General features: G+C 46.8%; 23 protein-coding genes. 11 read left to right on the top strand and 12 right to left on the bottom strand.

The window, feature by feature from the left end; genetic code table 11:
• Positions 1-11: 11 nt before the first annotated feature.
• The 3 genes from ACYVGO_RS31900 to ACYVGO_RS31910 all read right to left on the bottom strand — a co-directional run bounded on the left by ACYVGO_RS31900 (position 12) and on the right by ACYVGO_RS31910 (position 1,922).
• Positions 12-569, bottom strand: coding sequence for a sensor histidine kinase (locus tag ACYVGO_RS31900; RefSeq protein WP_460972779.1), 558 nt, complete (start codon positions 567-569; stop codon positions 12-14).
• Positions 570-851: 282 nt separating this feature from the next.
• The gene (locus tag ACYVGO_RS31905) at positions 852-1,316 is read right to left on the bottom strand and encodes a hypothetical protein (protein ID WP_460972780.1); all 465 of its coding nucleotides are present in this window, start codon (positions 1,314-1,316) and stop codon (positions 852-854) included.
• A gap of 75 nt (positions 1,317-1,391) precedes the next feature.
• Entirely contained in the window at positions 1,392-1,922 is a 531-nt protein-coding gene (locus ACYVGO_RS31910; RefSeq protein WP_460972781.1) for a TrmH family RNA methyltransferase, read from the bottom strand.
• Positions 1,923-1,988: 66 nt separating this feature from the next.
• Between ACYVGO_RS31910 and ACYVGO_RS31915 the strand changes: the two genes are divergently transcribed.
• On the top strand, positions 1,989-2,339 hold the full coding sequence (locus tag ACYVGO_RS31915) for a type II toxin-antitoxin system RelE/ParE family toxin (protein WP_460972782.1): 351 nt from the start codon (positions 1,989-1,991) through the stop codon (positions 2,337-2,339).
• A gap of 1 nt (position 2,340) precedes the next feature.
• Positions 2,341-2,646, top strand: coding sequence for a helix-turn-helix domain-containing protein (locus ACYVGO_RS31920; RefSeq protein ID WP_460972783.1), 306 nt, complete (start codon positions 2,341-2,343; stop codon positions 2,644-2,646).
• 27 nt (positions 2,647-2,673) lie between these two features.
• Here the strand turns inward: ACYVGO_RS31920 and ACYVGO_RS31925 are convergent, their stop codons facing one another.
• Together ACYVGO_RS31925 and ACYVGO_RS31930 are read right to left on the bottom strand one after the other, a co-directional pair.
• Positions 2,674-3,186, bottom strand: a complete 513-nt coding sequence (locus tag ACYVGO_RS31925) for a hypothetical protein (RefSeq protein WP_460972784.1) — start codon at positions 3,184-3,186, stop codon at positions 2,674-2,676.
• Positions 3,187-3,213: 27 nt separating this feature from the next.
• Positions 3,214-3,768 (bottom strand): PH domain-containing protein, encoded by a 555-nt coding sequence (locus ACYVGO_RS31930; protein ID WP_460972785.1) that lies wholly within the window; start codon positions 3,766-3,768, stop codon positions 3,214-3,216.
• Between the two features lie 105 nt (positions 3,769-3,873).
• Between ACYVGO_RS31930 and mutS the strand changes: the two genes are divergently transcribed.
• Positions 3,874-6,519: a DNA mismatch repair protein MutS gene (gene mutS / locus ACYVGO_RS31935; RefSeq protein WP_460972786.1), complete on the top strand. Its 2,646-nt coding sequence runs from the start codon at positions 3,874-3,876 to the stop codon at positions 6,517-6,519.
• 23 nt (positions 6,520-6,542) lie between these two features.
• Positions 6,543-7,046, top strand: a complete 504-nt coding sequence (locus ACYVGO_RS31940; protein WP_142774448.1) for a Rad52/Rad22 family DNA repair protein — start codon at positions 6,543-6,545, stop codon at positions 7,044-7,046.
• 22 nt (positions 7,047-7,068) lie between these two features.
• On the opposite strand, the gene ACYVGO_RS31945 is transcribed toward ACYVGO_RS31940, so the two are convergent.
• The 3 genes from ACYVGO_RS31945 to ACYVGO_RS31955 form a co-directional block, all read right to left on the bottom strand.
• Positions 7,069-8,496 carry a vanadium-dependent haloperoxidase gene (locus ACYVGO_RS31945; RefSeq protein ID WP_460972787.1) on the bottom strand — a complete coding sequence of 476 codons (1,428 nt, stop codon included), beginning with the start codon at positions 8,494-8,496 and terminating at the stop codon, positions 7,069-7,071.
• Positions 8,497-8,650: 154 nt separating this feature from the next.
• Positions 8,651-10,840: a M28 family peptidase gene (locus ACYVGO_RS31950; RefSeq protein WP_460972788.1), complete on the bottom strand. Its 2,190-nt coding sequence runs from the start codon at positions 10,838-10,840 to the stop codon at positions 8,651-8,653.
• 133 nt (positions 10,841-10,973) lie between these two features.
• Positions 10,974-11,693 carry a DUF4292 domain-containing protein gene (locus tag ACYVGO_RS31955; RefSeq protein WP_460972789.1) on the bottom strand — a complete coding sequence of 240 codons (720 nt, stop codon included), beginning with the start codon at positions 11,691-11,693 and terminating at the stop codon, positions 10,974-10,976.
• Between the two features lie 201 nt (positions 11,694-11,894).
• Here ACYVGO_RS31955 and ACYVGO_RS31960 point away from each other — a divergent pair, with 201 nt between their 5' ends.
• The 4 genes from ACYVGO_RS31960 (at position 11,895) to ACYVGO_RS31975 (ending at position 15,362) form a co-directional block, all read left to right on the top strand.
• Entirely contained in the window at positions 11,895-13,115 is a 1,221-nt protein-coding gene (locus tag ACYVGO_RS31960; RefSeq protein ID WP_142774444.1) for a nucleoside permease, read from the top strand.
• Between the two features lie 290 nt (positions 13,116-13,405).
• Positions 13,406-13,897, top strand: coding sequence for a DUF6036 family nucleotidyltransferase (locus tag ACYVGO_RS31965; RefSeq protein WP_460972790.1), 492 nt, complete (start codon positions 13,406-13,408; stop codon positions 13,895-13,897).
• Positions 13,898-13,920: 23 nt separating this feature from the next.
• The gene (locus tag ACYVGO_RS31970) at positions 13,921-14,685 is read left to right on the top strand and encodes an exodeoxyribonuclease III (RefSeq protein WP_460972791.1); all 765 of its coding nucleotides are present in this window, start codon (positions 13,921-13,923) and stop codon (positions 14,683-14,685) included.
• A gap of 68 nt (positions 14,686-14,753) precedes the next feature.
• A complete protein-coding gene (locus ACYVGO_RS31975) occupies positions 14,754-15,362 on the top strand; it encodes a pseudouridine synthase (RefSeq protein ID WP_460972792.1) in 609 nt (202 codons plus the stop codon).
• 71 nt (positions 15,363-15,433) lie between these two features.
• Here the strand turns inward: ACYVGO_RS31975 and radC are convergent, their stop codons facing one another.
• The 3 genes from radC to ACYVGO_RS31990 form a co-directional block, all read right to left on the bottom strand.
• Entirely contained in the window at positions 15,434-16,129 is a 696-nt protein-coding gene (radC, locus tag ACYVGO_RS31980; protein ID WP_142774441.1) for a RadC family protein, read from the bottom strand.
• 174 nt (positions 16,130-16,303) lie between these two features.
• Positions 16,304-16,570 (bottom strand): 30S ribosomal protein S20, encoded by a 267-nt coding sequence (gene rpsT / locus ACYVGO_RS31985; protein WP_142774440.1) that lies wholly within the window; start codon positions 16,568-16,570, stop codon positions 16,304-16,306.
• Between the two features lie 103 nt (positions 16,571-16,673).
• Positions 16,674-17,072 (bottom strand): Dabb family protein, encoded by a 399-nt coding sequence (locus tag ACYVGO_RS31990; protein WP_142774439.1) that lies wholly within the window; start codon positions 17,070-17,072, stop codon positions 16,674-16,676.
• A 103-nt stretch (positions 17,073-17,175) separates the two neighbouring features.
• Between ACYVGO_RS31990 and ACYVGO_RS31995 the strand changes: the two genes are divergently transcribed.
• Positions 17,176-18,234, top strand: coding sequence for a zinc dependent phospholipase C family protein (locus ACYVGO_RS31995; RefSeq protein ID WP_460972793.1), 1,059 nt, complete (start codon positions 17,176-17,178; stop codon positions 18,232-18,234).
• 117 nt (positions 18,235-18,351) lie between these two features.
• Here the strand turns inward: ACYVGO_RS31995 and ACYVGO_RS32000 are convergent, their stop codons facing one another.
• Positions 18,352-19,221, bottom strand: coding sequence for a sugar phosphate isomerase/epimerase family protein (locus ACYVGO_RS32000; RefSeq protein ID WP_460972794.1), 870 nt, complete (start codon positions 19,219-19,221; stop codon positions 18,352-18,354).
• A gap of 211 nt (positions 19,222-19,432) precedes the next feature.
• On the opposite strand from ACYVGO_RS32000, the gene ACYVGO_RS32005 reads away from it, so the two are divergent.
• Positions 19,433-20,629, top strand: a complete 1,197-nt coding sequence (locus ACYVGO_RS32005; protein WP_460972795.1) for a class I SAM-dependent rRNA methyltransferase — start codon at positions 19,433-19,435, stop codon at positions 20,627-20,629.
• A gap of 282 nt (positions 20,630-20,911) precedes the next feature.
• Complete coding sequence (locus ACYVGO_RS32010) at positions 20,912-22,630, top strand: pyruvate dehydrogenase complex dihydrolipoamide acetyltransferase (RefSeq protein WP_460972796.1); 1,719 nt, start codon at positions 20,912-20,914, stop codon at positions 22,628-22,630.
• The last annotated feature ends 15 nt before the right edge of the window (positions 22,631-22,645 follow it).

The following is a 22,645-nucleotide window of genomic DNA, read 5'->3' on the forward strand; positions in this document are numbered from 1 at the left end:
GGACAGCATGGCTACACAGCATAGCGTAGTAATGCCGTATTGGTCTTTGTAAGGAGCGTGATCTGCGGCTCGTCTGAGCTATACTTTACGGCATTATCTAATAAATTATACAATACGTTAGTCAAATGAAGTCGGTCGGCCAGGATATGCGTATCATGGCTGGGTAAATTTAAGGTCAGGTAATCGCCATGCCGCTCAGCTACCGAACGAAGGAGTTGATGGATCTGGATGGGTTCCGGATTTAAAATGAGCGTGTTTCGATCGGCCCGAGCCAGGGTTAGCATAGTTTCTACCTGGTGCTGAAGACGCTCGGTTTCTTCCCGAATGATACGTACATATTTCTCTGTCCGTTCGGGCTGATTACGGGCAATCGGCGAGTCGAGAATATCGGCCGCCATTCGTATGGCGGTAATCGGTGATTGGAACTCATGCACAATGGAATGGAGCACCTCTGTTTGAACCACCGTTCGCTGTTGACGGCGTAATAACCACCAGATCAGATAACCCATTAATGCCTGCGCTATCAACACGAGCCCAATTAGGCCCATCCACCGTAGCGAAGACGACATAGCAAATCCTGTATCCGAAAAGGATGTAATGTTTCCATTAAATATTGCGCCTATGATAATAAGTAACACAAGAGCAAAAGCAGCTAACGGGTAGAGGATAGAACGCCCCAGCATAACGCTGTCTTTTATGAGTTAGTTAAGGTACTGAAAGCTTACATATAGAATACACGAACAGAATTCGTAAATGTCACAAGAAAATAGTCTAAAATGCAATAATTGACAACAAAAAATAGCCCGTTAAAAAACGGGCTATTGCAAAATTGGTGATATTAACCCACTAACCTAGGCATTTTCAGAGGTTGGTTCGGCTGGAGTTGGTGTGGGTGAAGCTGTGGTTTTTGCTCGAGGTGCACGGCTAGTCTTAGGGGCTGCCGGTTTAGGAGCAGGGGTAGGTTTGCGTTGGGTCGGCATAGCTTTAGGAGCCGGAGTAGCTACTGCCTCTGTTACAGCCGCTGTTGCTTTTTTTGCTGTCCGTTTGGCATTTTTAGCGGCCTTGTCGGCGTTTTTCTTTGCTTTCGCCACCTCTTTCTTTACCTTCTTTTCAGCAGATTTTGCAGGCTTGGCAGCTTTCTTTTCCGCTTTATGCATCAGTTTAGCCAATTTCTTAGCCAGATTCTCCGCCGATTTCTCGATGGACTTCTTCATTTTTTTTGTAGCTGCGCCTGCTTCGCTAAGTTTGGTTTCAATGGAGCTAACGATTTCGGATGTCAGCGACTTTTGTTTGGTTTTAAGGGTTTTGTTGGCCATGTGATTCGATGGGAAAAATTTACAAATAAATACGTAATAAGTGGGACAATCAAAAATCCAATGTTAAGCTTTCAACTATCTTTTTTGAAGGAAATCCCAGCATATAATTCCGGTTGTGACCGCGATATTGAGTGAGTGCTTTGTGCCAAACTGTGGAACCTCAAGCACCAAATCAGCTAGTTGCACAACCTCATCCTGAACACCCGTCACTTCGTTACCCAACACAAAAGCGTAACGTTTGTTTAGTTCTGGTAAAAAATCGCTCAACGAAGTGCTTCCCTCTGCCTGTTCAACAGCGGCTACTATCCAGTCATCGGCCTGTAGTTGCTTTACTAAAGCCGCTACATCGGCAGTGTATTCCCAAGTAACAGACTCTGTAGCACCCAGGGCGGTTTTGGTAATATCGCGGTGTGGAGGCTGGCCTGTAATGCCACACAGGTAAAGTTTGGATGCACGAAAGGCATCGGCGGTTCGGAATACGGAGCCAACATTATTCAGGCTACGTATATCATCTAAAATCAGGCAGTAAGGAAATTTCTCCGTGTCTTTAAATTCGTCGACAGAGAGTCGATTGAGTTCGTCAAGGGAGAGTTTACGAGGAGGCATAGGTAAAAATAAATTGGGCTTAAGGCACAAAGAACGGAATAAGGTCTGAAATAGTTAGTTTTGGCGATGGAATCACCAATTCGGACGTTGTACCGATACAAACATTACTTTGACGAATTCTTTAGTGCCCAATCGCCAGCTGTTCAGAAGAAAATCGACTATGTTCTTTATTTATTACAGCATGTTGAACGTATCCCGGAGAAATTTTTAAAGCATATTGAAGGTAGCAAGGGGTTGTATGAAATACGAGTGGAAGTTCAGGGGAACCTCTATCGAATATTTTGTTGCTTTGATGAAGGTCAATTAGTTGTACTATATAATGGCTTTCAGAAAAAATCACAGAAGACACCCAAAAATGAAATTGAACTGGCTGAGCATTTAATGGCCCTCTATTTTGATGAGAAAAACACTAAGTAATATGGATACTATAACAAGTACACCTTATTTAACGAGCATAGACGACCATTTTACAGAGCAGTATGGCCCGCAAGGTACTTCTAAACGTGACCAGTTTGATCAGGAAGCTCGTGCGTTTATGATTGCCGAAATGCTCAAGGAAGAACGCCGGTTAGCCAAACTCACTCAGCAAGAGTTGGCTCAAAAAACAGGGACGAAAAAGAGCCTGATTGCCCGACTGGAGCGCGGCCAAATTGAACTCTCGACAGCTATGCTCAATGTACTTTTTGAAGCGGGATTTGGGAAGAGGTTTATGCTCAAAGTTTAAGTTGCTGTAATCTAGATAGTTAAGTCATTAGTGAGTTCGGAAGGTATTCCACTCCCAAGTGTCAAGTTCTATTGAGCAGTAAGCCTCAAAAAGATATAATTCTAAGTCGTTGTTAATCTGAATGAAAGCAAAGCTACAGTTCTGAATTCGCTGTTTAGCTTTATCAAACAATGCTTTAAATTCTTCATCATTCATACGGACATTTCTTGATATCTTAGTAGTCACGCCTTTAGTAGCCATTCTATAATCAAGTGTTGCGCTATAATGTGTTGTGCCACGGCTATGATACCATAATCTACGAAAGACTTGTCTTGAAATCCCAACATACAACGGTTGTTTATTTTCAATGAGAACATAACAACTCTGAAAGTCATCATGAAGTTTTAACTCTTTGAGAAGACTTTTTATCCCACTGCCTTTCCCGTAAAGCTTATTGATTGGTGTGGGATTAGACATTGATTCACCCATCTTTGCCATTAAACTTGGTAAGACATTTTGAGCGATTTCGGAAAAAGTGTACGAACAATTATCAATAGCCATAAAGGTGGTTGGATTAGGCAGAAGAGTTTACACATTTGTTTGTTTCAAATTATCCTGTAACAATTGCCGAATGTCGCGCAATGTGTCGCGTACTTCGGTGAGTAGTAACTGGTCCGTATCTACTGGAGCTTGAGCGCTTCGGGTAGCGATCAGTTTTTGTCGCTGTTCGATAATGTGTGTCCGGAAATTCTGGGCATCAATTATCCCGATCAGTTCCATGTCATTTGCCTGGTTCTTACTTTGACCGGCGGTTTCAAATTTTAAAATACAAAGATCAAAAGACCGGAGCAGTGGACCCGCCACAAACGTAACGTCCTGAATGTTTTCGAGCGGAATCGTTTTTTCGACCTGTACCAAAATGCCCTTTTTAAAGCGTAGTGACCGCTCTGATAACTCACATTCCAGGTTATGAAAATAGTGACGGCTCCACCATTGGCCCACGCCCAGAAACCAGATTGGCAGCAGTACAATCCCAATGATTGAAATGCACAGAAAGAAAGCTATATACAATAAGAGATAGGTTCGAATGATTGGGTTGAAGCTAACCTTCAGGGGGAGAGTTGGTTCAGCAGAAGTTATCATATAAGGCTGATTTGTTTGGGGTGAGGTATCTGTAAGCAGGGTGGAAAATAGCCATTTTCTCGCCGGAAATCACTATTTTTGTTTACGACAATCCAACGAAAATCAGTGAAACCAGCCACCGCAGCGAAGCCACAACCGAAGAAGAATGAAACTCCTCTCAATCGCCAATATAACCAGATTAAAGCCAAATATCCCGGTGCATTGCTGCTCTTCCGCGTTGGTGATTTCTATGAAACCTTCGGCGAAGATGCTGTTCGGGCCAGCAAGATTCTGGGTATTACGCTGACCAAACGGAACAATGGGGGAGCCAACGAAGAACTGGCCGGTTTCCCGCACCATTCGCTCGATACACACCTGCCTAAACTGGTTCGGGCGGGTGAGCGCGTCGCTATTTGCGATCAGTTGGAAGACCCCGCTTTAGCTAAAGGTATTGTCCGTCGGGGTGTTACAGAGCTGGTCACGCCTGGTGTTTCATTCAACGATAACGTTCTCGATACCCGGCGGAATAATTACCTGGCGGCTGTGCATTTCGGTAAGACAGATGACACCTTTGGTATATCATTTCTGGATATTTCGACGGGTGAGTTCCTGGCCTCGCAGGGCAATTCGGCTTATGTCGATAAACTGCTGCAAAGCTTCAATCCATCCGAGGTACTGTACTGCAAGCGCAATCGGCAGGAGTTTGGGATTTTGTTCGGCGATAAGTTTCATACGTATACGCTCGAAGACTGGGCCTTTACCTACGACTTTGGCTATAACTTCCTGAAACAGCATTTTCAGACAACTTCACTGAAAGGATTTGGTATTGAAGGATTGCCCGACGGCATTATTGCCGCAGGTGTTATCCTGCATTACCTCAACGAAACTGAACACAAAGACCTTCAGCATATTACCCGTGTTACGCGGCTTGAAGAAGATCGCTACGTTTGGCTTGATCGGTTCACGATTCGTAACCTGGAATTAACTGCCGCCCAGCAGGAGGGAGGTGTGCCGCTGATTCAGATTCTGGATCAGACCGTTACGCCGATGGGTGCACGACTACTCCGCAAATGGCTGAGCCTGCCTCTTAAGGAGAAAGCTCTGATCGATGAGCGGCTCAACATGGTGGAACTGCTGGTTAGCGATATTGATCTGGCCGATGCCATGTTTGGTCATCTGCGTCAAATTGGCGATCTCGAACGGTTGGTCTCGAAGGTGGCGGTTCGGCGGATTGGACCCCGAGAGTTACTACAACTGAAGCGGTCATTACAACATGTTTTGCCCATCAAGGAGTTACTAATTACGGCCTTAAGTCAGAATGAGTCACCGTCCTTGAAAAAATACGCTGACCAGCTTAATTCGGTCGCATTCTTGCTGGATCGTATCGAAACTGAACTGCGTGAAGATCCTCCGGCTCTTTCGAATCAGGGTGGGATGATTAAGCCGGGGATTAACGCTGAGTTAGATGAACTGACAACCATTGCTTACACCGGTAAAGATTACCTATTGCAGCTACAGGAGCGGGAAGTACAACGGACGGGCATCACCTCGCTCAAAGTGGCCTATAACAAGGTGTTCGGCTATTATCTGGAAGTTACGCATGCTCATAAAAACCGGGTTCCCGAAGATTGGATTCGGAAGCAAACCCTGGTGAATGCCGAACGCTATATCACACCTGAACTGAAGGAATACGAAGACAAAATCCTGAACGCCGAGGAGCAGATTTTTCAAATCGAAGCCCGGATGTTCAACGACCTGGTTCTGGCGGCTGGCGAATACGTAGGGGCTATTCAACAGAATGCCCGCGTGTTGTCGGTGCTTGATGTATTGTCGTCGTTTGCGCGTATCGCGGTGAAGAACAAATACGTTCGTCCCCAGATCAACGAAAGCAAAGTTCTGAATATCAAGGATGGTCGGCATGCGGTAATTGAACAGCAACTGCCTCCGGGTGAACATTACATTCCGAATGATATTTATCTGGATGATGAAACCCAACAGATTATCATTATAACCGGCCCAAATATGGCGGGTAAATCGGCGCTGTTGCGGCAAACGGCATTGATTGTCTTAATGGCGCAGTCGGGAAGTTTTGTGCCCGCATCGTCGGCCGAAATCGGAATTGTGGACAAGATTTTTACACGCGTAGGGGCCAGTGATAACCTCTCGCGGGGCGAAAGTACATTCATGGTCGAAATGACCGAAACGGCCAGTATCCTGAATAACCTCAGCGAACGAAGCCTGGTACTGATGGATGAAATCGGGCGGGGCACCAGTACGTACGATGGCGTGTCGATTGCCTGGGCCATTGCCGAATACCTGCACAACAAAACCGACTGTCGACCCAAAACCCTGTTTGCTACGCATTACCATGAACTGAACGACCTCGCTTCTGATAATTCGCGTATCAAGAATTACAACGTAGCGGTAAAGGAACTGGGCAACAAAGTGATTTTTCTGCGGAAGCTGAAAGAGGGCGGCTCGGAACACAGTTTTGGTATTCACGTAGCGCAAATGGCCGGTATGCCCGCTCAGATCGTGAACCGAGCCAATGAGATACTGAAACAACTGGAGTCGTCGCATGATCGGGAACGGAACAAAGAAAACATTCGGCAGGCTGTGCCACAGGAGCGTGAGTTGGCCCTACGGATCATCGAATCTAGCGACCCAAAAACAGAAGCCATCAAGGAGAAGTTACGAACCATCGACGTGAACCGGCTAACACCCATTGAAGCCTTGCTGAAACTGAATGAGCTGCTGAAAATGATGGAGTAATTAACAAGTAAACAACAAAAAAAATGGATCTAAACGTATTAACCGCCCCGCTCACCGTACAAGAAATTGAGTGGCGGGTGCAAAGTCAGACTAAGGATGGTCAGAAGATCATTGTGGTGCCTTATATCACCAATCGGTGCGTGATGCAGCGGTTCGATGATCAGTTTGGCTGGGCGGGCTGGCAAAATGAAATCAAGGAAATCGAAGGCGGATTCCTGTGTACAATCACCGCTATTCTGCCCGGTGGCGAAATGATTCGGAAAACCGACGGAGCCAGCAGAACCAGCGTTGAGCCGGTAAAAGGAGGAATCAGTGACGCTATGAAACGCTGTGCGGTACAATTCGGATTAGGCCGTGCTTTATATGATTTTCCCAAAGTGCTCATTGAAACCACCGACAAGTACATTCCCAATTGGGCTACTCCCTTGTTGGATAAAATGGTGGAAAAGCTCAATGCGGGCGGAATTGTTCGGGATGTGGTTGTTCTAAAGCCAGAACATGCCAAACCAACAGCGAAAGCTGTCTAAAGAACTCGCTTCGATGGTTTGTTCAATGCCATCGAAGCGAGTTTATATTCTTTCCAATCTTCGTGCCTTCAGCCAAGCCCACTTCATTATCATAGCGGGTATGAATACCACCCATCAGGCGTGAGTTAGCGCATTCCTGAGCCGCATCCCAAAACGAAGCATAATGCCGGGCTTCATACGTTAACGTGTAGTCTGTATAAGTCGGATAATAATCAGAATAAGTAGACGGATTTGGGTTGGCGGGTAATGGATTTTGCGCCTGATAGATTGTTTTCGGCCGTTTGGCGTGGGTATTATCTGTAAATGAAAAACTAGTGCCATACAGTTCGGTCAATACGGTAGCCGTAGCTGCCGATTGCACAGCGTGGCCTGAATAAAACGAAGGGAAAGGCGGTTCCAGGAAGAAAGGAAGCCATGGAAACCAAGTGGTATTCGGGAGGATGCTTTTCTTGATGAACGACGAAGGCCGTTCTACCATATAAGTAAATTTTACTTTCCAGCAGCAGGTAAATGCATCAGCTACTGCCATACCTACACGAGCGTAGGTTTCGGCTGCTTTGACCAAATCAACATGACTATTCCGGATGGCAATGGTAGCCAGATTATACGAGTGGCCAGGAGGAGAGCAGGTTTCCGTTGGGTCATCTCCCCACCACATAACAATAGACCGGTCGGCTTCGGTTAACGAGATTTTTCGGTTATATACTTCTTTGTAATATCGGTAATATTGACTGGTTGTATCAGTTGAATAGGCCAGGGGTTTGGGTAAAGGCAACTGACTATTCCGATGAGAAAATGTTCGATTCTGGCCCCAGGTTGGATGCATTGGAATTTTTGTATTCGATTGCCCGATCACAGGAGGTACCCATAAACCAGCACCTACGGGTCTTTTATACTCTTTAGGGAAGTTGCGCTCATAGCCTTCATGTCCACCATCACTCTTCGACCATTCGTAGATTTTTGCGGCAATAGCTTTACCAAATTGCTCAGAACGCTCAACAACTTCAGGATTAAGCTGGGATGCATACACTTGATGGATAGCCTGCTCCAGCGAATCAATTGGCTGCATTTTTTGCGTATATCCATAGAGGGCCCTGTGCATATAGGCCTGGCCAGCATTTAAGGCTAGCTCCCAGCAATAAGTTTTCCTGAGATCGGGTTTGGGTAACGAAAGGGTATCCGACAATTTTCGAATAACCGACCGGTGTCTAGGGGAGGCATACACAACGGTTTCGTACATGGTTAGGCCCAGGTATCCAATGGCTCGGGAACCGTAGGTAGGGGTATTCTTAGGCGCTTTAGTCATAACCCGAACAGTTATATCGGCCCAGGAAGTAGCAATCGGGTCAACGAGTGATCGAGTTGCTGTTAGTTGGGCCTGTGCTGTATATCCACAAACCCAGACTAGCCAGAGTTGACATATACTGATTTTGACTAACTGCTTTACCATGTTGCGCTACGGTATCGAATACAGGCATTGATTAACAAAAAGTTTGCCAATGGATAGCCGTAGATGATAAAGCGTATAGAAAGCTAAAAAATAAGTAGCCCCATACCGCAGTTCCAGACTGTGATATAAGGCTACTCATTAAATCGACTATAGTTTATTTTCCTCCGCCCACAGCAGATGGACTACCCATTCCCTGGGAGAGTACCAACAATTTATCACTCAATGTCTGAATCGCTTTTTTGTAGCGAACTTCCAGGTCAGGCAGATTCGCTGTCGATTTCAGGGAGGCTTCGTAAAGCAAGCCGGGTAACATCCAGGATGCGTAGCCACTGTTCGGGTCAGATGAGGCATACAGTGATTTGTACCAGGCGCCAAAAGCGTTTCCTTTCGGATCAATGAACGACCGTTCCAGCAAGCGAAGCTCTTTGTTTAGCTCCACCAGTTTATCTGTCCGGCCCGTTTTTAAATAGTTCTGCCGGGCCAGTTCGCAGGCATCAGCGTTCTTTTTCATGTCGGCAACGGCGCTGAGCAGGGGAGAAATTGAATAGGTTGGCGCATACGCCTGAATAGCTTTTTCGGCCGCTTTCAAATGGACTTCCAGATCGGCTGGATAACGGGCTATGTCGTAGGGGACAAGATCCGCGTTGGCGAGCCGGAGGGTCATGGTGCCTACAACCTGTTCCATCATTGGCCCCATTTTATAGGTAGGGTCAGCAAATTTGTCGTAGAAATATAGGTCGTCATACTGGGAGTGATAGAGGGTTGGCCCTGACACGCCCGCGCTCAAGGCTGGAATGCCGATGTGCATATAAGGCGCAATATGATCGGAGCCTCCGCCAAGATTACCAATCGTTGGTTCACCTACGACCATTGCTGGGGCCGATGAGCCCGTTACACGATTCGTACCACCACCAACTTTATGCCCCATCCAGTGCTGGTAAACGGTTTTGTTGGAGTCTGGATACTGCACCGTTTGCGTGGCTTCAATAATCAGCTTTTTCATCGACGGCGACGCACTGGCACCAAACGTTCGACCCGACACCGCAGCATCATAGTTCATATAGGCAACAGCTTTCTGCGTTAACTCATCACGAAACTGCTCGCTCCACTCCGCCGATCCAATTACACCCGGTTCTTCGGCATCCCAATGGCATACTTTAATCGTACGTCGGGGCCGTTGTCCGGCTTTCGCCAGCTTACCCATCGATTCGGTCATACTTAACAGCATAGCTGTACCTGAGTTGGGATCAGTTGCGCCATATGACCAGGCATCGTAGTGGCAACCCGCAATGACCCATTCGTCGGGAAACTCGGCACCGGTCAGTGTGCCGACCACCTGATAAATGCGTTGAATCGTATTTTCCTGTTTCACCATCAGGCGGACTTTTAGATCCTGGCCACCTTCCAACCGATAGGTATAGGGTAAGCCACCCTGCCAGCCCGCCGGAACCGCCTTGGCACCCGTCATACGTTTTAGAATCTCGGTTGCCGAACCATACGGGAGGGGTGTCACGGGAATTTTATGTAATCCAACAGCATCCATAGCGAGCCGTTTGGGCGTATTTTTGGCGTCCATCGGCAGAGCTGCTTCACCAGGAGTTAATGGGTCACCGGTATAAGGCGTTGTTAGTAACGAACCCCGCTGAATGACACTTTCGCTATAATAGGGACCGGCGGGAAAGGTTAAGCCAACCATGTAGCCAGAGTCGGCGGGGTCGGTGAAAATAATAACCCCAGCCGCTCCAGCCGCCTGTGCCCACTGGGCTTTGTAGCCCCGGAAGTTACCACCGTAACGAGCCAGTACGATTTTGCCTTTTACGGATATACCCATCGCCTTTAATTGCTCGAAGTCTTCTTTGCGCCCGTAATTAGCGTACACGACTTCGGCCGTTACATCGCCCGACCCCGACCAGGCATTATAGCCCGGCGTTAGCCGCGGGTCACCGCTATATTTATCTTCTTTGAACAAAAACTCCTTGATATTCAGTGGCTGACGAACGGGCTCGACCAGTTCAACGGCAATGTCGCCGGGACCTTTAGGGAGCAGCACGTCGTGCGGGTAGATGTCTACCTGCCAACCCGCTTTTCGCATGGTTTCGGCAATGTAATCGCGCACCTGTTCATTTTCTTTCGAGCCAGTGATATGCGGAACGCTGCTCAGTTTTTCGAGGTGATTTTTAAATGCCGCTGGTGATTGTTTGGTTTTGAACTCGGTTTCGAGTTTGACCTGGGCGGCCTGTCGGGCTGGAACAAAGCCTGAGAGTGTCTGGGCTTGTACGGTGACAACGCCAACGACGAGTGCCAGCGTTCGACCAGAAGTGCTAAGTAGAGAGGAAAGTTGCATGAGAATCAGATTGTATAATTCTCAAATATCGGTATTTACTGTGGTAAAGGCGACGTTTTTCGAATGAATATTCGGTCAATAAAAAAGAGCCGCGGTTTACGCGTCTCTTTTCAGTGCTAGACTTGGAAATTAATTATTTGGGCATTGCAAAGATGGATGGATCAACTTTAGGGTTAAATACCATGTTCGATATAGTCATTGTAATCGCACCAGGCATAGCTGGGCTATTGAGTTCAATAGTAGAAGGAACGGTTAGTCCATCAACCGTTTTGTAATTGCTGTACTGTGATTTAACCTCACCCGACTGGCCCTGCATGCTAACGATTGCCTTCATGCCGTTCAATTGGTAAGTTGTTGCGTCTACATAATAGTTGGCAACGCCTTCTGGCCGTGTCACTTTGATATTATAAACGTCTTTTTCGTTCAGTTTTTCCTTGCCAACCAGCTCAACCGGATACTTTTGAGCTTTTGCAGTCACCAAGTCTGCACCAACGATATAGGCATTCCCTTTCTGGATTTTTACCTGATCTTCAGGTAGCGCCTGTGGAGCCGACCCGCCCTGCATCGGATTGATGGCCCAACCCTTGTCGCCATCAACAACCTGCGTGATCTGCTGGCCCATTACCGAAATATCGTTACGAAGGGACTGACCCACAACAACGGTTGTTTTGCCGGTCATATCCATGCCCATAATACTCATACTCTGGTCAAATTGCAGCGTTTTAACAGCCGCAATTTTATCGGCTCCGCCCATTGCTGCGATGTTCTTGTCAATGATTTCGTCGGCTGTTTGGGCAAAGGAGATAGCCGGAATTGCCATAAGGGCAACGAGGGTAATCAGTTGTTTTTTCATGTACTAGTTTAGTAAGAAACTAAGTCAAAGATAAGAAATAGGATAGGTTATTGATGCCTAACTGGCGAGACAATATTCTGAATAAGCGGACGGATTTACATAGGTTACTGCATAATCGGCAACTTTCGCGGGCAATCGGCTTGCAAGCCTGACGAGTGTTTTCTACCTTCATCGGCTTAAACTTTAACTACTAGATCTACAATGCTGTCAACGACCCGCGTTAAACTCTCGGTCATGATGTTCCTCCAGTTTTTTGTTTGGGGGGCCTGGTATGGCCAAGTGACAAAATATCTTGAAACAGAACTTCATGCTACTCCTATACAGCAGGGAGCTGCTTTTTCAACGTTTTCGATTGCAATGCTTGTCGCGCCTTTTTTCGTAGGTATGATTGCCGACCGTTATTTTGCTGCTCAGAAAGTTTTGGGTATACTGAATTTACTAGGTGCAGTAATTCTCTATTTTCTCATCCAAATTAATGATCCAGACCAATTCTTCTGGATACTCTTGGTTTACTGCCTAACGTTTGCTCCGACGCTGGCACTCTCGTCATCTATTGCAATGCAGCAGATGGCGAGCCCTGAAAAAGAATTTCCAGGTATTCGTGTGTTGGGCACCGTCTCATGGATTGTCGTCAATAATATAGTTGGCTATTATGGTTTTGGTGATAAAGTGACTATTTTTCAATTGTCAATGTACTCGGCAATCGCACTTGGTGTTTTCTCATTTTTTCTACCTAATACACCTCCCAAGGCGACTACATCTACATCGTTCTCGCAGGTTTTGGGGCTCGACGCCTTCAAATTGTTTAAAGATCGCTCGTTCGCTATTTTCTTTCTGTCGTCGGTGCTGATCTGCATACCCCTTTCGTTCTATTACGCAATGGCCAACTCCTCTCTCACAGATGGAGGTATGCAGAATGTTGAGAATAAGATGTCTTTGGGTCAGGCATCAGAAGTAATTTTCATGTTATTAATACCACTAGCCTACACTCGCCTGGGTGTTAAGAAAATGCTAATTGTGGGCCTGATTGCTTGGATTGTTCGGTTTGTTTGCTTTGGTTATGGTGATGGAGGGTCAGGAGAGTGGATGTTATATCTTGCCATTCTTCTGCACGGCGTTTGTTACGATTTCTTCTTTGTAACGGGCCAGATTTATACCGACAATAAAGCGGGCGAAAAGATTAAATCATCGGCTCAGGGACTAATTTCGCTAGCTACCTACGGTATCGGTATGGGAATTGGTTCTTATCTCTCGGGTGTAGTAAAAGCTATGTTTAAAGTGGGAGACACCGTTAATTGGACTAGCTTCTGGCTCGTTCCAGCAGGTATTGCAGCCGTGGTATTGGTGGTGTTTGTACTGCTCTTTACTGATAATAAGCGGGTTTCAGCAAAGACCGATGAATTAGTACCGGGATCACTTTAAAATTTAACACAGAGAAAACAGAGGAATCACGGAGGTCACTGAAAATAAATCTCTGTGGTCTCTGTAGTTCCTCTGTTTTCTCTGTGTTTATCTACTTTAAAGATGGAAAAGAAGCGACGTATTACGTTCTATTCAGACTTGAATGGCCCACATGAAGATCAGGTTCGGGAGCAAATTGCAATGACTCCTGAAGACCGATGGCAGGTCTTTATTAACCTACGCCGAATGTATTACGGTCTAGTAGGAGCTCCTCCGAAACTACCCAAAAGCATCACTATCATGAGGCCGTCATGGATGTAGAGAGCTCAGAATTTTTGGAGTTTATCGCAGCAGCTGATACCCATAAGCTTCGATATATCTTGATAGGCGGATTAGCTATGATCCTTAATGGGGCTGTGCGTTTTACCCAGGATGCTGATCTTTGGCTTGAACCAACTAATGATAACAGAGATCGTTTTGTGCAGGCTTTGTTGTCGTTCGGCTATGATGAAGATATGGTTCAGGATATACAGGAAGCTGATTTTACGCAGCCTCAGATGATTCGTATTCACGACATCCCAATGGATGTTCTGACCAGTGTACATCATCGATTGGATTATCAGGCTTGCCGAGAACGAGCCAGGGCATTTACTGCTAAAGGTGGGCAGGTTATATATTTTCTTCATATAAATGATTTGCGTGAAACCAAATTACTAGCCCGGCGTACCAAAGATTTGAACGATATTCTGATGATTGATGAAATCATTGACGAAGTCAAAAAAAGAGACACTACGACAGATTAATTATCTGCATTTTCTACTTTTTAATGCAACTCATTTCCTACAACATTAATGGCATTCGGGCGGCTATCCGTAACGGCCTGATCGACTGGCTTGCCCAGAATAGCTTCGATATTATTTGCTTTCAGGAGGTCAAAGCAACCACCGATGTGGTAGATCTGACTTTGTTTGAACAACTAGGCTATCAATATCACTGGCACGCGGCTGAAAAGAAAGGGTATTCGGGTGTGGCTACGTTCTCCAAAATCGCCCCTACCAACGTCGTGCTAGGCTGTGGTTTGCCAGTATACGATTGCGAAGGCCGTATTCTTCGCACCGACTTCAACGACCTGACATTACTAAATTGCTACTTTCCTTCCGGTACATCCGGAGAGTTGCGCCAAGGGGTGAAGATGGAGTTTCTAAGCGATTTCTACGACTACATTGAAAACCTGAAGAAGACCCGTCCAAAACTAATTGTTGTTGGCGATTATAACATTGCTCATACGGCTATTGACATTCACGATCCCATACGGAACAAGAATTCAACGGGTTTTCTACCCGAAGAACGGGCCTGGATGGATCAGTGGTTCGGCTCCGGCATGACCGATTCATTTCGGTACAAACATCCTGATGAAGTGGCCTACAGCTGGTGGAGTTACCGGGCCGGAGCGCGAAACAATAACAAAGGCTGGCGTATTGACTATGCTTCCGTTACCGATAATCTTCGCGACCAAATCATCGACTGCCAGATGCTTCCCGATGCCGTTCATGCGGATCATTGCCCGGTATATCTGAACCTGGATTTATGAGATTTGCCTGACTGACTATGATTTTGTTGAGTCTGTTATCTTAAAATCAAGGAAATCATTTAAATCACATGAATCCCGGTTCAGAATACTTCCTCATCTACAAGCCCTACCTCATGCTCTCCCAGTTTTCGCGGGAGGGCGATAAGCAAACACTGGCTGACCTGGATTTTGAGTTTCCGACGGATGTATATCCAGTTGGGCGGCTTGATGCAGATAGCGAGGGATTGCTGTTACTAACGAATGATAAGCAGTTAAATCATAGGCTGTTAAACCCGAAGTTTCGACATAATCGAACCTATTACGTGCAGGTCGATGGGGCGTTAACAGAAGCGGCTTGCCAGCAGCTTGCTCAGGGCGTTACCATTTCGGTAGATGGGAAATCCTACCACACATTACCTGCCGATGCCCGTATCATGCTTGAGCCCGGCTTGCCGGAGCGGAATCCACCTATCCGGTATCGGGCTACTATACCAACATCCTGGTTGTACATTTCATTACATGAAGGTAAAAACCGGCAGGTACGTAAAATGACAGCCGCCGTAGGTTTTCCAACACTTCGGTTGGTACGATGGGCCATCGAAGATCTCACTGCCGAAGGCATGATACCCGGTCAGGTTCGTGGACTGAGTCGGGCGGAAGTGATGCGGGGGCTTAATATGGAAAGAGCCAATTGGTAGTCATTGGTGGTCATGGGTTGTCATTTATTGACAAACAACTAATGACAACAGAATGACTATCAAATGAAGTTTTACAAAATCCCTTCGTCAGCAAAGCTATAGTAGGATTTGTCCGTAAAAATCAGGTGATCGAGCACCGGGATATCCAGAAGCCGCCCGGCATCTCTGAGTTTTTTCGTAAGGTCTTTATCAGCCTGCGACGGTAGGAGGTTGCCCGACGGATGATTATGGAACAAAATCATGGAAGAAGCCAGATGTTCGATGGCCTGTTTGAAAATCAGTTTGGGGTCGGCTACCGTTCCCGAAACCCCTCCCGTACTGATTTGAACCGGCCGTAAAATTTCGTTGGCGCGGTTCATCAATAAAATCCAGAACTCTTCGTGCGGTTTGTCGATCAGGTGCGGAATCATTTCGTTGTAGGCATCGCGCGAGCATGTTACTTTGGCGCGTTGCGGACGGTCCTGCTCTTTCCGTCGGCGACCCAGTTCAAGGGCCGCTATAACGCTAATCGCTTTTGCTTCGCCAATACCCCGAAATTTTGAGAGGTCTTTGATACTTAGTTTCGCTAAGTCGTTGAGGTTGTTGTTGACACTTTTGAGAATGATCTTGGCTACATCAACCGCGGTCAGATCAACCGTACCGGAGTTAATCAGAATGGCAATCAGTTCCGCTTCCGACAGGGCCGCTTTGCCCTTTAGCATGAGTTTCTCGCGTGGGCGGTCTTCTTCGGCCCAACTCTGAATGGTGCCAGAGGTCTGATACGACATAGGATTAAGTAAGTTACGGGATGATTTTCGATGACAAAATGCACAAAAAAACCTTACCTACAAAAAGGTAAGGTTCTGTGATGAAGTATCAGCGAAAGTCGGCTATTGATCAGTAAGTTATTCGTCGCGGCATAACCATCAATAACTTATAAGCCAATAACAAATAACTAGTACTTAAGCAGTGGCAACTTTCAGGCCATTAACCAAACGAGCCAATTTCGACTTGTTATTGGATGCTTTATTCTTGTGAATGATGTTACGCTTAGCGAGTTTGTCCAACGCCGACGAAACCGACTTGAACAGTTCAACTGCCATTGCGTGATCGGTAGTAAGACGTAGTTTTTTCACCATGTTCCGAGTCGTAACATGCTGGTAACGGTTCAACAGCCGCTTCTTGGCACTCGACCGGATTGCTTTTTTTGATGACTTATGGTTTGCCATTGGTATATAAATGAGATCGTTGTCGCGATATGAGGGCGCAAAAATAAGAATTTCGGATGGAACAAGCAATAGTTCCACCCGAAATTCTTTCTAATACCCACGCTTATGGGCGAATGTCAGCATTGACAATCAGGGTTTTTTCCCAGATACCCTGGTTCTGGGCAACGAATTGTTTGTAAGCTGCACTGTTCTCAAAAGTTTTTATATCGGCTTCGCTCTGAAACGTCAGGTAATGGACTACGTCATAATCAGAAACAGCCTGATTTGGCAAAATTGTCTTGCCCGACGTGTAATTAACGACCTGTGGAATTTCATGCTTTAGGGACGCAAAACCGTTCATATGCTGCTCAACTGCTGCACTTTCGACCCCTTTTTTGAATTTAACACACACAACTTGCTGTTTCTGCGCTTTTCTGGCAGGTGAATAGGCACCGTAGATTGTTAAAGCAAAAGCGCAGAGTAACACAATAATGAGGGTATATCCTCTTGACTTGGCATTCATGTTTGTTCGAGTTTTATTTGTTTTTCGAAATATTATTCTGAATTGCATGGTCGTTTAATTGAATAGTTAATTATTTTCCGCTTAAAGTACCATGTTTTGTCAAATGTACAATTGTTTTATTTGGTTGTCTGTTTCGGCTACTATTTTTTTTGGAAGTTTAGTAAGCGGCAACGCCGTTAGGGCCGAAAATCCAATCGAAAACTGGTCAGTTTTGGGTCATTCGGTCAAACACCGACCCAATTGGCAGCATCCACTGTGGGGGTTTTATGCACATCAGCAAATTAACCGGCTGGCTGTATTTACGCTGCCACTCGAAATGATGCCATTTTTTAAAAAGCACATTAATTTTTTAGCCGATAATGCCGTAAATCCCGATAAACGCCGATATGCCGTAGTTGGTGAAGCTCCCCGTCATTTCATCGACCTCGATGCCTATCCAGATACATCAACTGCTACACTTCCACGCTATTATAAAGAAGCAACAGATCGGTATGGAACCGACACGCTGGCATTACACGGGCTGGTTCCCTGGCAAATTCAATTGACAAAGTATCAACTGACCGAAGCCTTAAAACAGAAGGATGTTCGGCGAATTCTGCGTGTAGCTGCTGATTTGGGGCATTATATTGCTGATGCCAATGTACCATTGCATACCACACGCAACTACAATGGTCAGTTAACCAACCAGCAAGGAATTCACGGTTTTTGGGAGTCGCGGTTGCCGGAGTTATTTAGTACAGACTATGATTTTCTGACGGGACAGGCCGAATACATTTATTCGCCCCAGAAATCCGCCTGGCGGGCGGTGTTCAATGCAAATGCGGCTCTGGATTCTGTGTTGCGTTTTGAGCACAAACTGACCGTAGAGGTGGGTGAAGCGCGCAAATTCGGTTTCGAAGAGCGAAATGGCATTACCACCAAAGTTTATTCGGCAGATTTCTCACAACGCTACCACGAACAATTGAAAGGACAAGTCGAGCGTCAGATGCGAGCGTCGGTCAAAATGGTTGGCGATTTTTGGTACACCTGCTGGGTAGACGCAGGCCAGCCCGATTTGCGGGCACTGGCAAAATATCAGCTTACCGAAAACGAACAAAAAGAGGAAGCCGAAGAAAAGAAGGGCTGGTTAAAGAGGTTGTTTTCGGCGCGGGAGGAAAATTGAACCGGGATTTAGCTGATTTAGGGATTAAAACTGATTTTGCTTTGCGTTTCTTCGAAACGAATTATAAAACAAAATCAGTTTTAATCCCTAAATCAGCTAAATCCCGGTTCAGAAACATTACACCGACAACGTCTTCATATACTCAGCGTCGTTTTTCATACTCAATAGCGACGACTCAGGGTATTGTTCCTGTTCTACCAAAAAGTATTTGATGCCACTGTCTTTGGCTATGCGCAGGGTCTTTTTGAAGTCCACATTGCCTTTGCCCAAGTCGTTCTGAACAGGCTTGCCGTCTTTAACGGTATAATCTTTTACGTGGCAGAGTTCGTAGCGTTTGCCGTACTTTTTGAGGTGTTCTTCTGTATTCACACCCGCCACATCAATCCAGCACAAATCTAGCTCAAACATTACGTTCTTAGGATCGGTGTTGTCAAGCAGAAATTCCTGTGGAAGCTTTCCGTCGAGGGGCCGGAATGAGTAATCGTGGTTGTGATAACCAAATTTCAGTCCTGCTTTTTTAACTTCTTCACCAACCGTATTGAATTGGTCGGCCACTTTCTTCCAATCATCCCAGGTTTTTTGTGGACCGTAGAAAGGGCAGAGCAGATAGGTTAATCCGGCATCATGCGCCATTTCAATACTTTTCTTGAGCTGGTCTGGCTTATCAACCTCGCCCCGATAATTGAAGTGCGTACTGACCATCTTTACGCCTAGTCCGTCGAGAAACGATTTGATTTCTTTCGGCTCCATGCCCCACAAAAACCCCTGTGGGCCACCATAACTCTCAAATTGTTTGTACCCCATTTGAGCCAATTGCGTCATGACGCCTTTCGGGTCTTTGGGCATCGCATCGCGAACGCTATACAGCTGAGCACCAAATGGATTGATGGGCTTAGCAAATGCATTTGCTAGTAAATCGGACTGGCTTAGGGCGAAGGCTCCGGCTGTAAGCAGCCCGGATTGTTTAAGAAAACTACGTCGTTGCATAGGTAGAAAAAAGTTTGCGGCTTTAAAACGCAAATATGGCTCGGATATGCGGAAAAAAGTTAATAAAGAGGAGAAAAGGAGGAGGGGGAGGAAAGGGAAGAAGGAAGAACAATAATATAGTGCTCAGTTTGTGATTTTTCCTTTCCTGCCTCCTCCCTTTCCTCCCCCTCCTCCCTTTTCTCCCTATCTTTGCGGTCTTTCCTCAATACGAATGACATTTTCCAAATTATATCTACAGGCAGGACGCGACGAAGCGGTTCGACGTTTCCACCCCTGGGTGTTTTCGCGGGCCATTAGCCGCTATGAAGGTAACCTGAACGACGGCGACGTTGTCGAAGTCTTTGATAATAAAAATCGGTATCTAGCCACAGGACATTATCACGATGGGAGCATTGCCGTACGTATTTTCTCGTTTGGCGCAACGGCAGATGGCCCCGTTACGCCCGATCTGCCTTATTGGACAAAGAAACTGGCCCATATCCGCAGCATCCGGGAAGTAATTGTTACGGGCGATACAAACTGCTATCGACTGGTACACGGCGAAGGCGATGGCTGTACGGGATTGATTATAGATATGTACAATGGTGTGGCTGTTGTACAGGCCCACTCCATTGGTATGCACCGCGAACGAGATATCATTGCCGAAGCGCTCAGAACCGTTTTTGGTGATGAATTGACGGCTGTATACGATAAAAGTGCTGGCACACTGCCTGAAGAATACGGCGCAACCGTTACAAATGGGTACCTGTTTGGCCGAACGCCCGTGCCACACCCGGTTCAGGAAAATGGCAATACGTTTCTGGTTGACTGGATTACGGGGCAGAAAACGGGGTTTTTCCTCGATCAGCGTGATAACCGGGCATTGCTGGCACAATATGCTGAGGGTAAGAATGTCCTGAATGCGTTTTGTTATTCGGGTGGGTTTTCGGTGTATGCGCTTAAGGCTGGCGCTAAGTTGGTGCACTCAGTCGATGTTTCGCAGAAAGCGATTGAGCTGACCAATCAGAACATAACCGCCAATTTTGGAGAGAATGATACCCGGCATGAAGCGTATGCCGAAGATGTGATGCATTATTTAAAGGCTCACGACCATAAATACGATGTGGTTGTACTGGACCCACCCGCTTTTGCCAAAAGCCTGTCGGCACGACACCGGGCAGTGCAGGGATATAAACGCCTGAATGCAGAAGGGTTCCGTCGGGTAGCCAAGGGGGGACTTTTGTTTACGTTTTCGTGTTCGCAGGTAGTAGATCGGGAGTTGTTTTATAATACGATTGTAGCTGCGGCCATTGAAGCCGGGCGTCAGGTACGTGTATTGCATCACCTGAGCCAACCTGCCGATCACCCAGTAAGTTTGTTTCACCCCGAAGGCGGCTACCTGAAAGGATTGGTGCTTTGGGTGGAGTAAAAAGGGAGGAAACCAGGAAGGGGATGAGAGGGAGGATGGGTTGAATGGTATAAGAATTTAGACTTTCTGCCGCTTCCCTTTCCTCTCCTTCCACCACCACCTCCTTTTTCCTATTCAGAAAGATACAATCTTACTTGCTTTACACTAATTTTGACTCTTAACTGGAATGCCAGCCCAGTGGAATGCCAGTCCAGCGGCATGTTGGCCCAACGTTCTGGTGTCGTCCACCGTTGTAGGCCCGGCCGATCTTTTTGTATAACCCGATTACATACATAGCTAATTATGGCTGAATTAATCCGAATGCCCAAGATGAGCGACACAATGACCGAAGGCGTCATTGCGGAGTGGCACAAAAAGGTGGGCGATAAAGTAAAATCCGGCGACGTACTGGCCGAAGTTGAAACCGATAAAGCAACGATGGACCTGGAGTCCTACGAAGAAGGTACTCTACTTTACATCGGTGTTGAAAAAGGCGCTTCGGTTCCGGTAGATGGCGTTCTGGCTATTATCGGTGCTGATGGAGAAGACTACAAAGCATTGCTGAATGGGTCGAGTGGCGGTAGCCAGGAAGCTCCTGCCCCCAAACCAGAACCAGCCCCGGCTCCAGCAGCTAGCGAAAGTACGCAAGTCGCAACAAAGTTGCCCGAACCGAAAGCTGTTTCGGCGGCTCCGGGTGAGAAGGTCAACGCATCGGTTATTCGGATGCCGAAAATGAGCGACACTATGACCGAAGGCACTATTGTAGCCTGGCATAAAAAAGAAGGAGATACTGTAAAATCGGGGGATGTACTGGCCGAAGTCGAAACCGACAAAGCCACGATGGATCTCGAAGCCTATGAAGAAGGTACGCTGCTTTATGTTGGTGTAAAAGAAGGCGCGTCTGTAGCCGTTGACGACATCATTGCTGTTGTCGGTGAAAAAGGGGCTAACTTCAAAGTTCTGCTCGACGGTGGTAATGGCCAACAGGCCGCTACCGGCGAAGGTGGTAGCGCAACTGCCGAACAAAACCCACAGGCGGATGTTCCTGCCAGTGCCGATACGGATTTGTCCTATGCGGGTGGCGCTGGTGATGTATCGGAATCGAATGGCCGAGTAAAAGCCTCTCCCTTAGCAAAGCGGATTGCCGAAGAAAAAGGAATTAACCTTGCTCAGGTTCATGGTAGCGGTCCGGAAGGACGTATTGTGAAAAGCGACGTTGAGTCGTTTGTACCGGGTAAAGCAACGCCAGCGGCTCAACCTGCTGCCCCCGTTGCTCAACCAGCCGCTACGCCAACACCTGCTGCGCAACCAGCTGCTCCGGCTCCAGTACCAACACCAACTGGCGACTATGAGGATGTTCCGGTTAGCCAGATGCGGAAAACAATTGCCCGCCGACTGAGCGAGAGCCTGTTCACGGCTCCGCACTTCTACCTGACCATGGAAATCAACATGGACAAGGCTATGGCGCTGCGTGGTACGGTCAATGGCCTTAGCCCGGTGAAGGTTTCGTTTAACGATTTCGTGATCAAAGCGGCAGCATTAGCGCTGAAACAACATCCGAATGTTAACTCATCCTGGCTTGGTGATAAAATTCGTAAGTACAAATATGTCAATATCGGCGTAGCTGTCGCAGTTGACGAGGGCTTGCTGGTACCCGTTGTTCGGAATGCTGATCAGAAAACACTGTCGACCATTTCGGGCGAAGTGAAGGATTTGGCCGGTAAAGCGAAAGACAAAAAACTCCAGCCAAAAGACTGGGAGGGAAGCACGTTCTCCATCTCGAATCTGGGTATGTTTGGCATTGACGAATTCACGGCCATCATCAACCCACCCGATTCATGCATTCTGGCCGTTGGTGCTATTAAGCAGACGGTTAAGTTTGAAGATGAGGTAGCGAAGCCGACCAATGTCATGAAAGTGACCCTCTCCTGTGACCACCGCGTGGTGGATGGCGCTACGGGTTCGGCGTTCCTACAAACGGTTAAGCAACTGCTCGAAGATCCAATGCGGATGTTGGTGTAATAAAAAAAGTAGAAA

Source organism: Spirosoma migulaei, from assembly GCF_054776855.1.

Coding starts and splice junctions, on each gene's coding strand:
- ACYVGO_RS31900 (WP_460972779.1), bottom strand. CDS start 569: ATGTCGTCTTCGCTACGGTGGATGGGCCTAATTGGGCTCGTGTTGATA.
- ACYVGO_RS31905 (WP_460972780.1), bottom strand. CDS start 1,316: ATGGCCAACAAAACCCTTAAAACCAAACAAAAGTCGCTGACATCCGAA.
- ACYVGO_RS31910 (WP_460972781.1), bottom strand. CDS start 1,922: ATGCCTCCTCGTAAACTCTCCCTTGACGAACTCAATCGACTCTCTGTC.
- ACYVGO_RS31915 (WP_460972782.1), top strand. CDS start 1,989: ATGGAATCACCAATTCGGACGTTGTACCGATACAAACATTACTTTGAC.
- ACYVGO_RS31920 (WP_460972783.1), top strand. CDS start 2,341: ATGGATACTATAACAAGTACACCTTATTTAACGAGCATAGACGACCAT.
- ACYVGO_RS31925 (WP_460972784.1), bottom strand. CDS start 3,186: ATGGCTATTGATAATTGTTCGTACACTTTTTCCGAAATCGCTCAAAAT.
- ACYVGO_RS31930 (WP_460972785.1), bottom strand. CDS start 3,768: ATGATAACTTCTGCTGAACCAACTCTCCCCCTGAAGGTTAGCTTCAAC.
- ACYVGO_RS31940 (WP_142774448.1), top strand. CDS start 6,543: ATGGATCTAAACGTATTAACCGCCCCGCTCACCGTACAAGAAATTGAG.
- ACYVGO_RS31945 (WP_460972787.1), bottom strand. CDS start 8,496: ATGGTAAAGCAGTTAGTCAAAATCAGTATATGTCAACTCTGGCTAGTC.
- ACYVGO_RS31950 (WP_460972788.1), bottom strand. CDS start 10,840: ATGCAACTTTCCTCTCTACTTAGCACTTCTGGTCGAACGCTGGCACTC.
- ACYVGO_RS31955 (WP_460972789.1), bottom strand. CDS start 11,693: ATGAAAAAACAACTGATTACCCTCGTTGCCCTTATGGCAATTCCGGCT.
- ACYVGO_RS31960 (WP_142774444.1), top strand. CDS start 11,895: ATGCTGTCAACGACCCGCGTTAAACTCTCGGTCATGATGTTCCTCCAG.
- ACYVGO_RS31965 (WP_460972790.1), top strand. CDS start 13,406: ATGGATGTAGAGAGCTCAGAATTTTTGGAGTTTATCGCAGCAGCTGAT.
- ACYVGO_RS31970 (WP_460972791.1), top strand. CDS start 13,921: ATGCAACTCATTTCCTACAACATTAATGGCATTCGGGCGGCTATCCGT.
- ACYVGO_RS31975 (WP_460972792.1), top strand. CDS start 14,754: ATGAATCCCGGTTCAGAATACTTCCTCATCTACAAGCCCTACCTCATG.
- radC (WP_142774441.1), bottom strand. CDS start 16,129: ATGTCGTATCAGACCTCTGGCACCATTCAGAGTTGGGCCGAAGAAGAC.
- rpsT (WP_142774440.1), bottom strand. CDS start 16,570: ATGGCAAACCATAAGTCATCAAAAAAAGCAATCCGGTCGAGTGCCAAG.
- ACYVGO_RS31990 (WP_142774439.1), bottom strand. CDS start 17,072: ATGAATGCCAAGTCAAGAGGATATACCCTCATTATTGTGTTACTCTGC.
- ACYVGO_RS31995 (WP_460972793.1), top strand. CDS start 17,176: ATGTACAATTGTTTTATTTGGTTGTCTGTTTCGGCTACTATTTTTTTT.
- ACYVGO_RS32000 (WP_460972794.1), bottom strand. CDS start 19,221: ATGCAACGACGTAGTTTTCTTAAACAATCCGGGCTGCTTACAGCCGGA.
- ACYVGO_RS32005 (WP_460972795.1), top strand. CDS start 19,433: ATGACATTTTCCAAATTATATCTACAGGCAGGACGCGACGAAGCGGTT.
- ACYVGO_RS32010 (WP_460972796.1), top strand. CDS start 20,912: ATGGCTGAATTAATCCGAATGCCCAAGATGAGCGACACAATGACCGAA.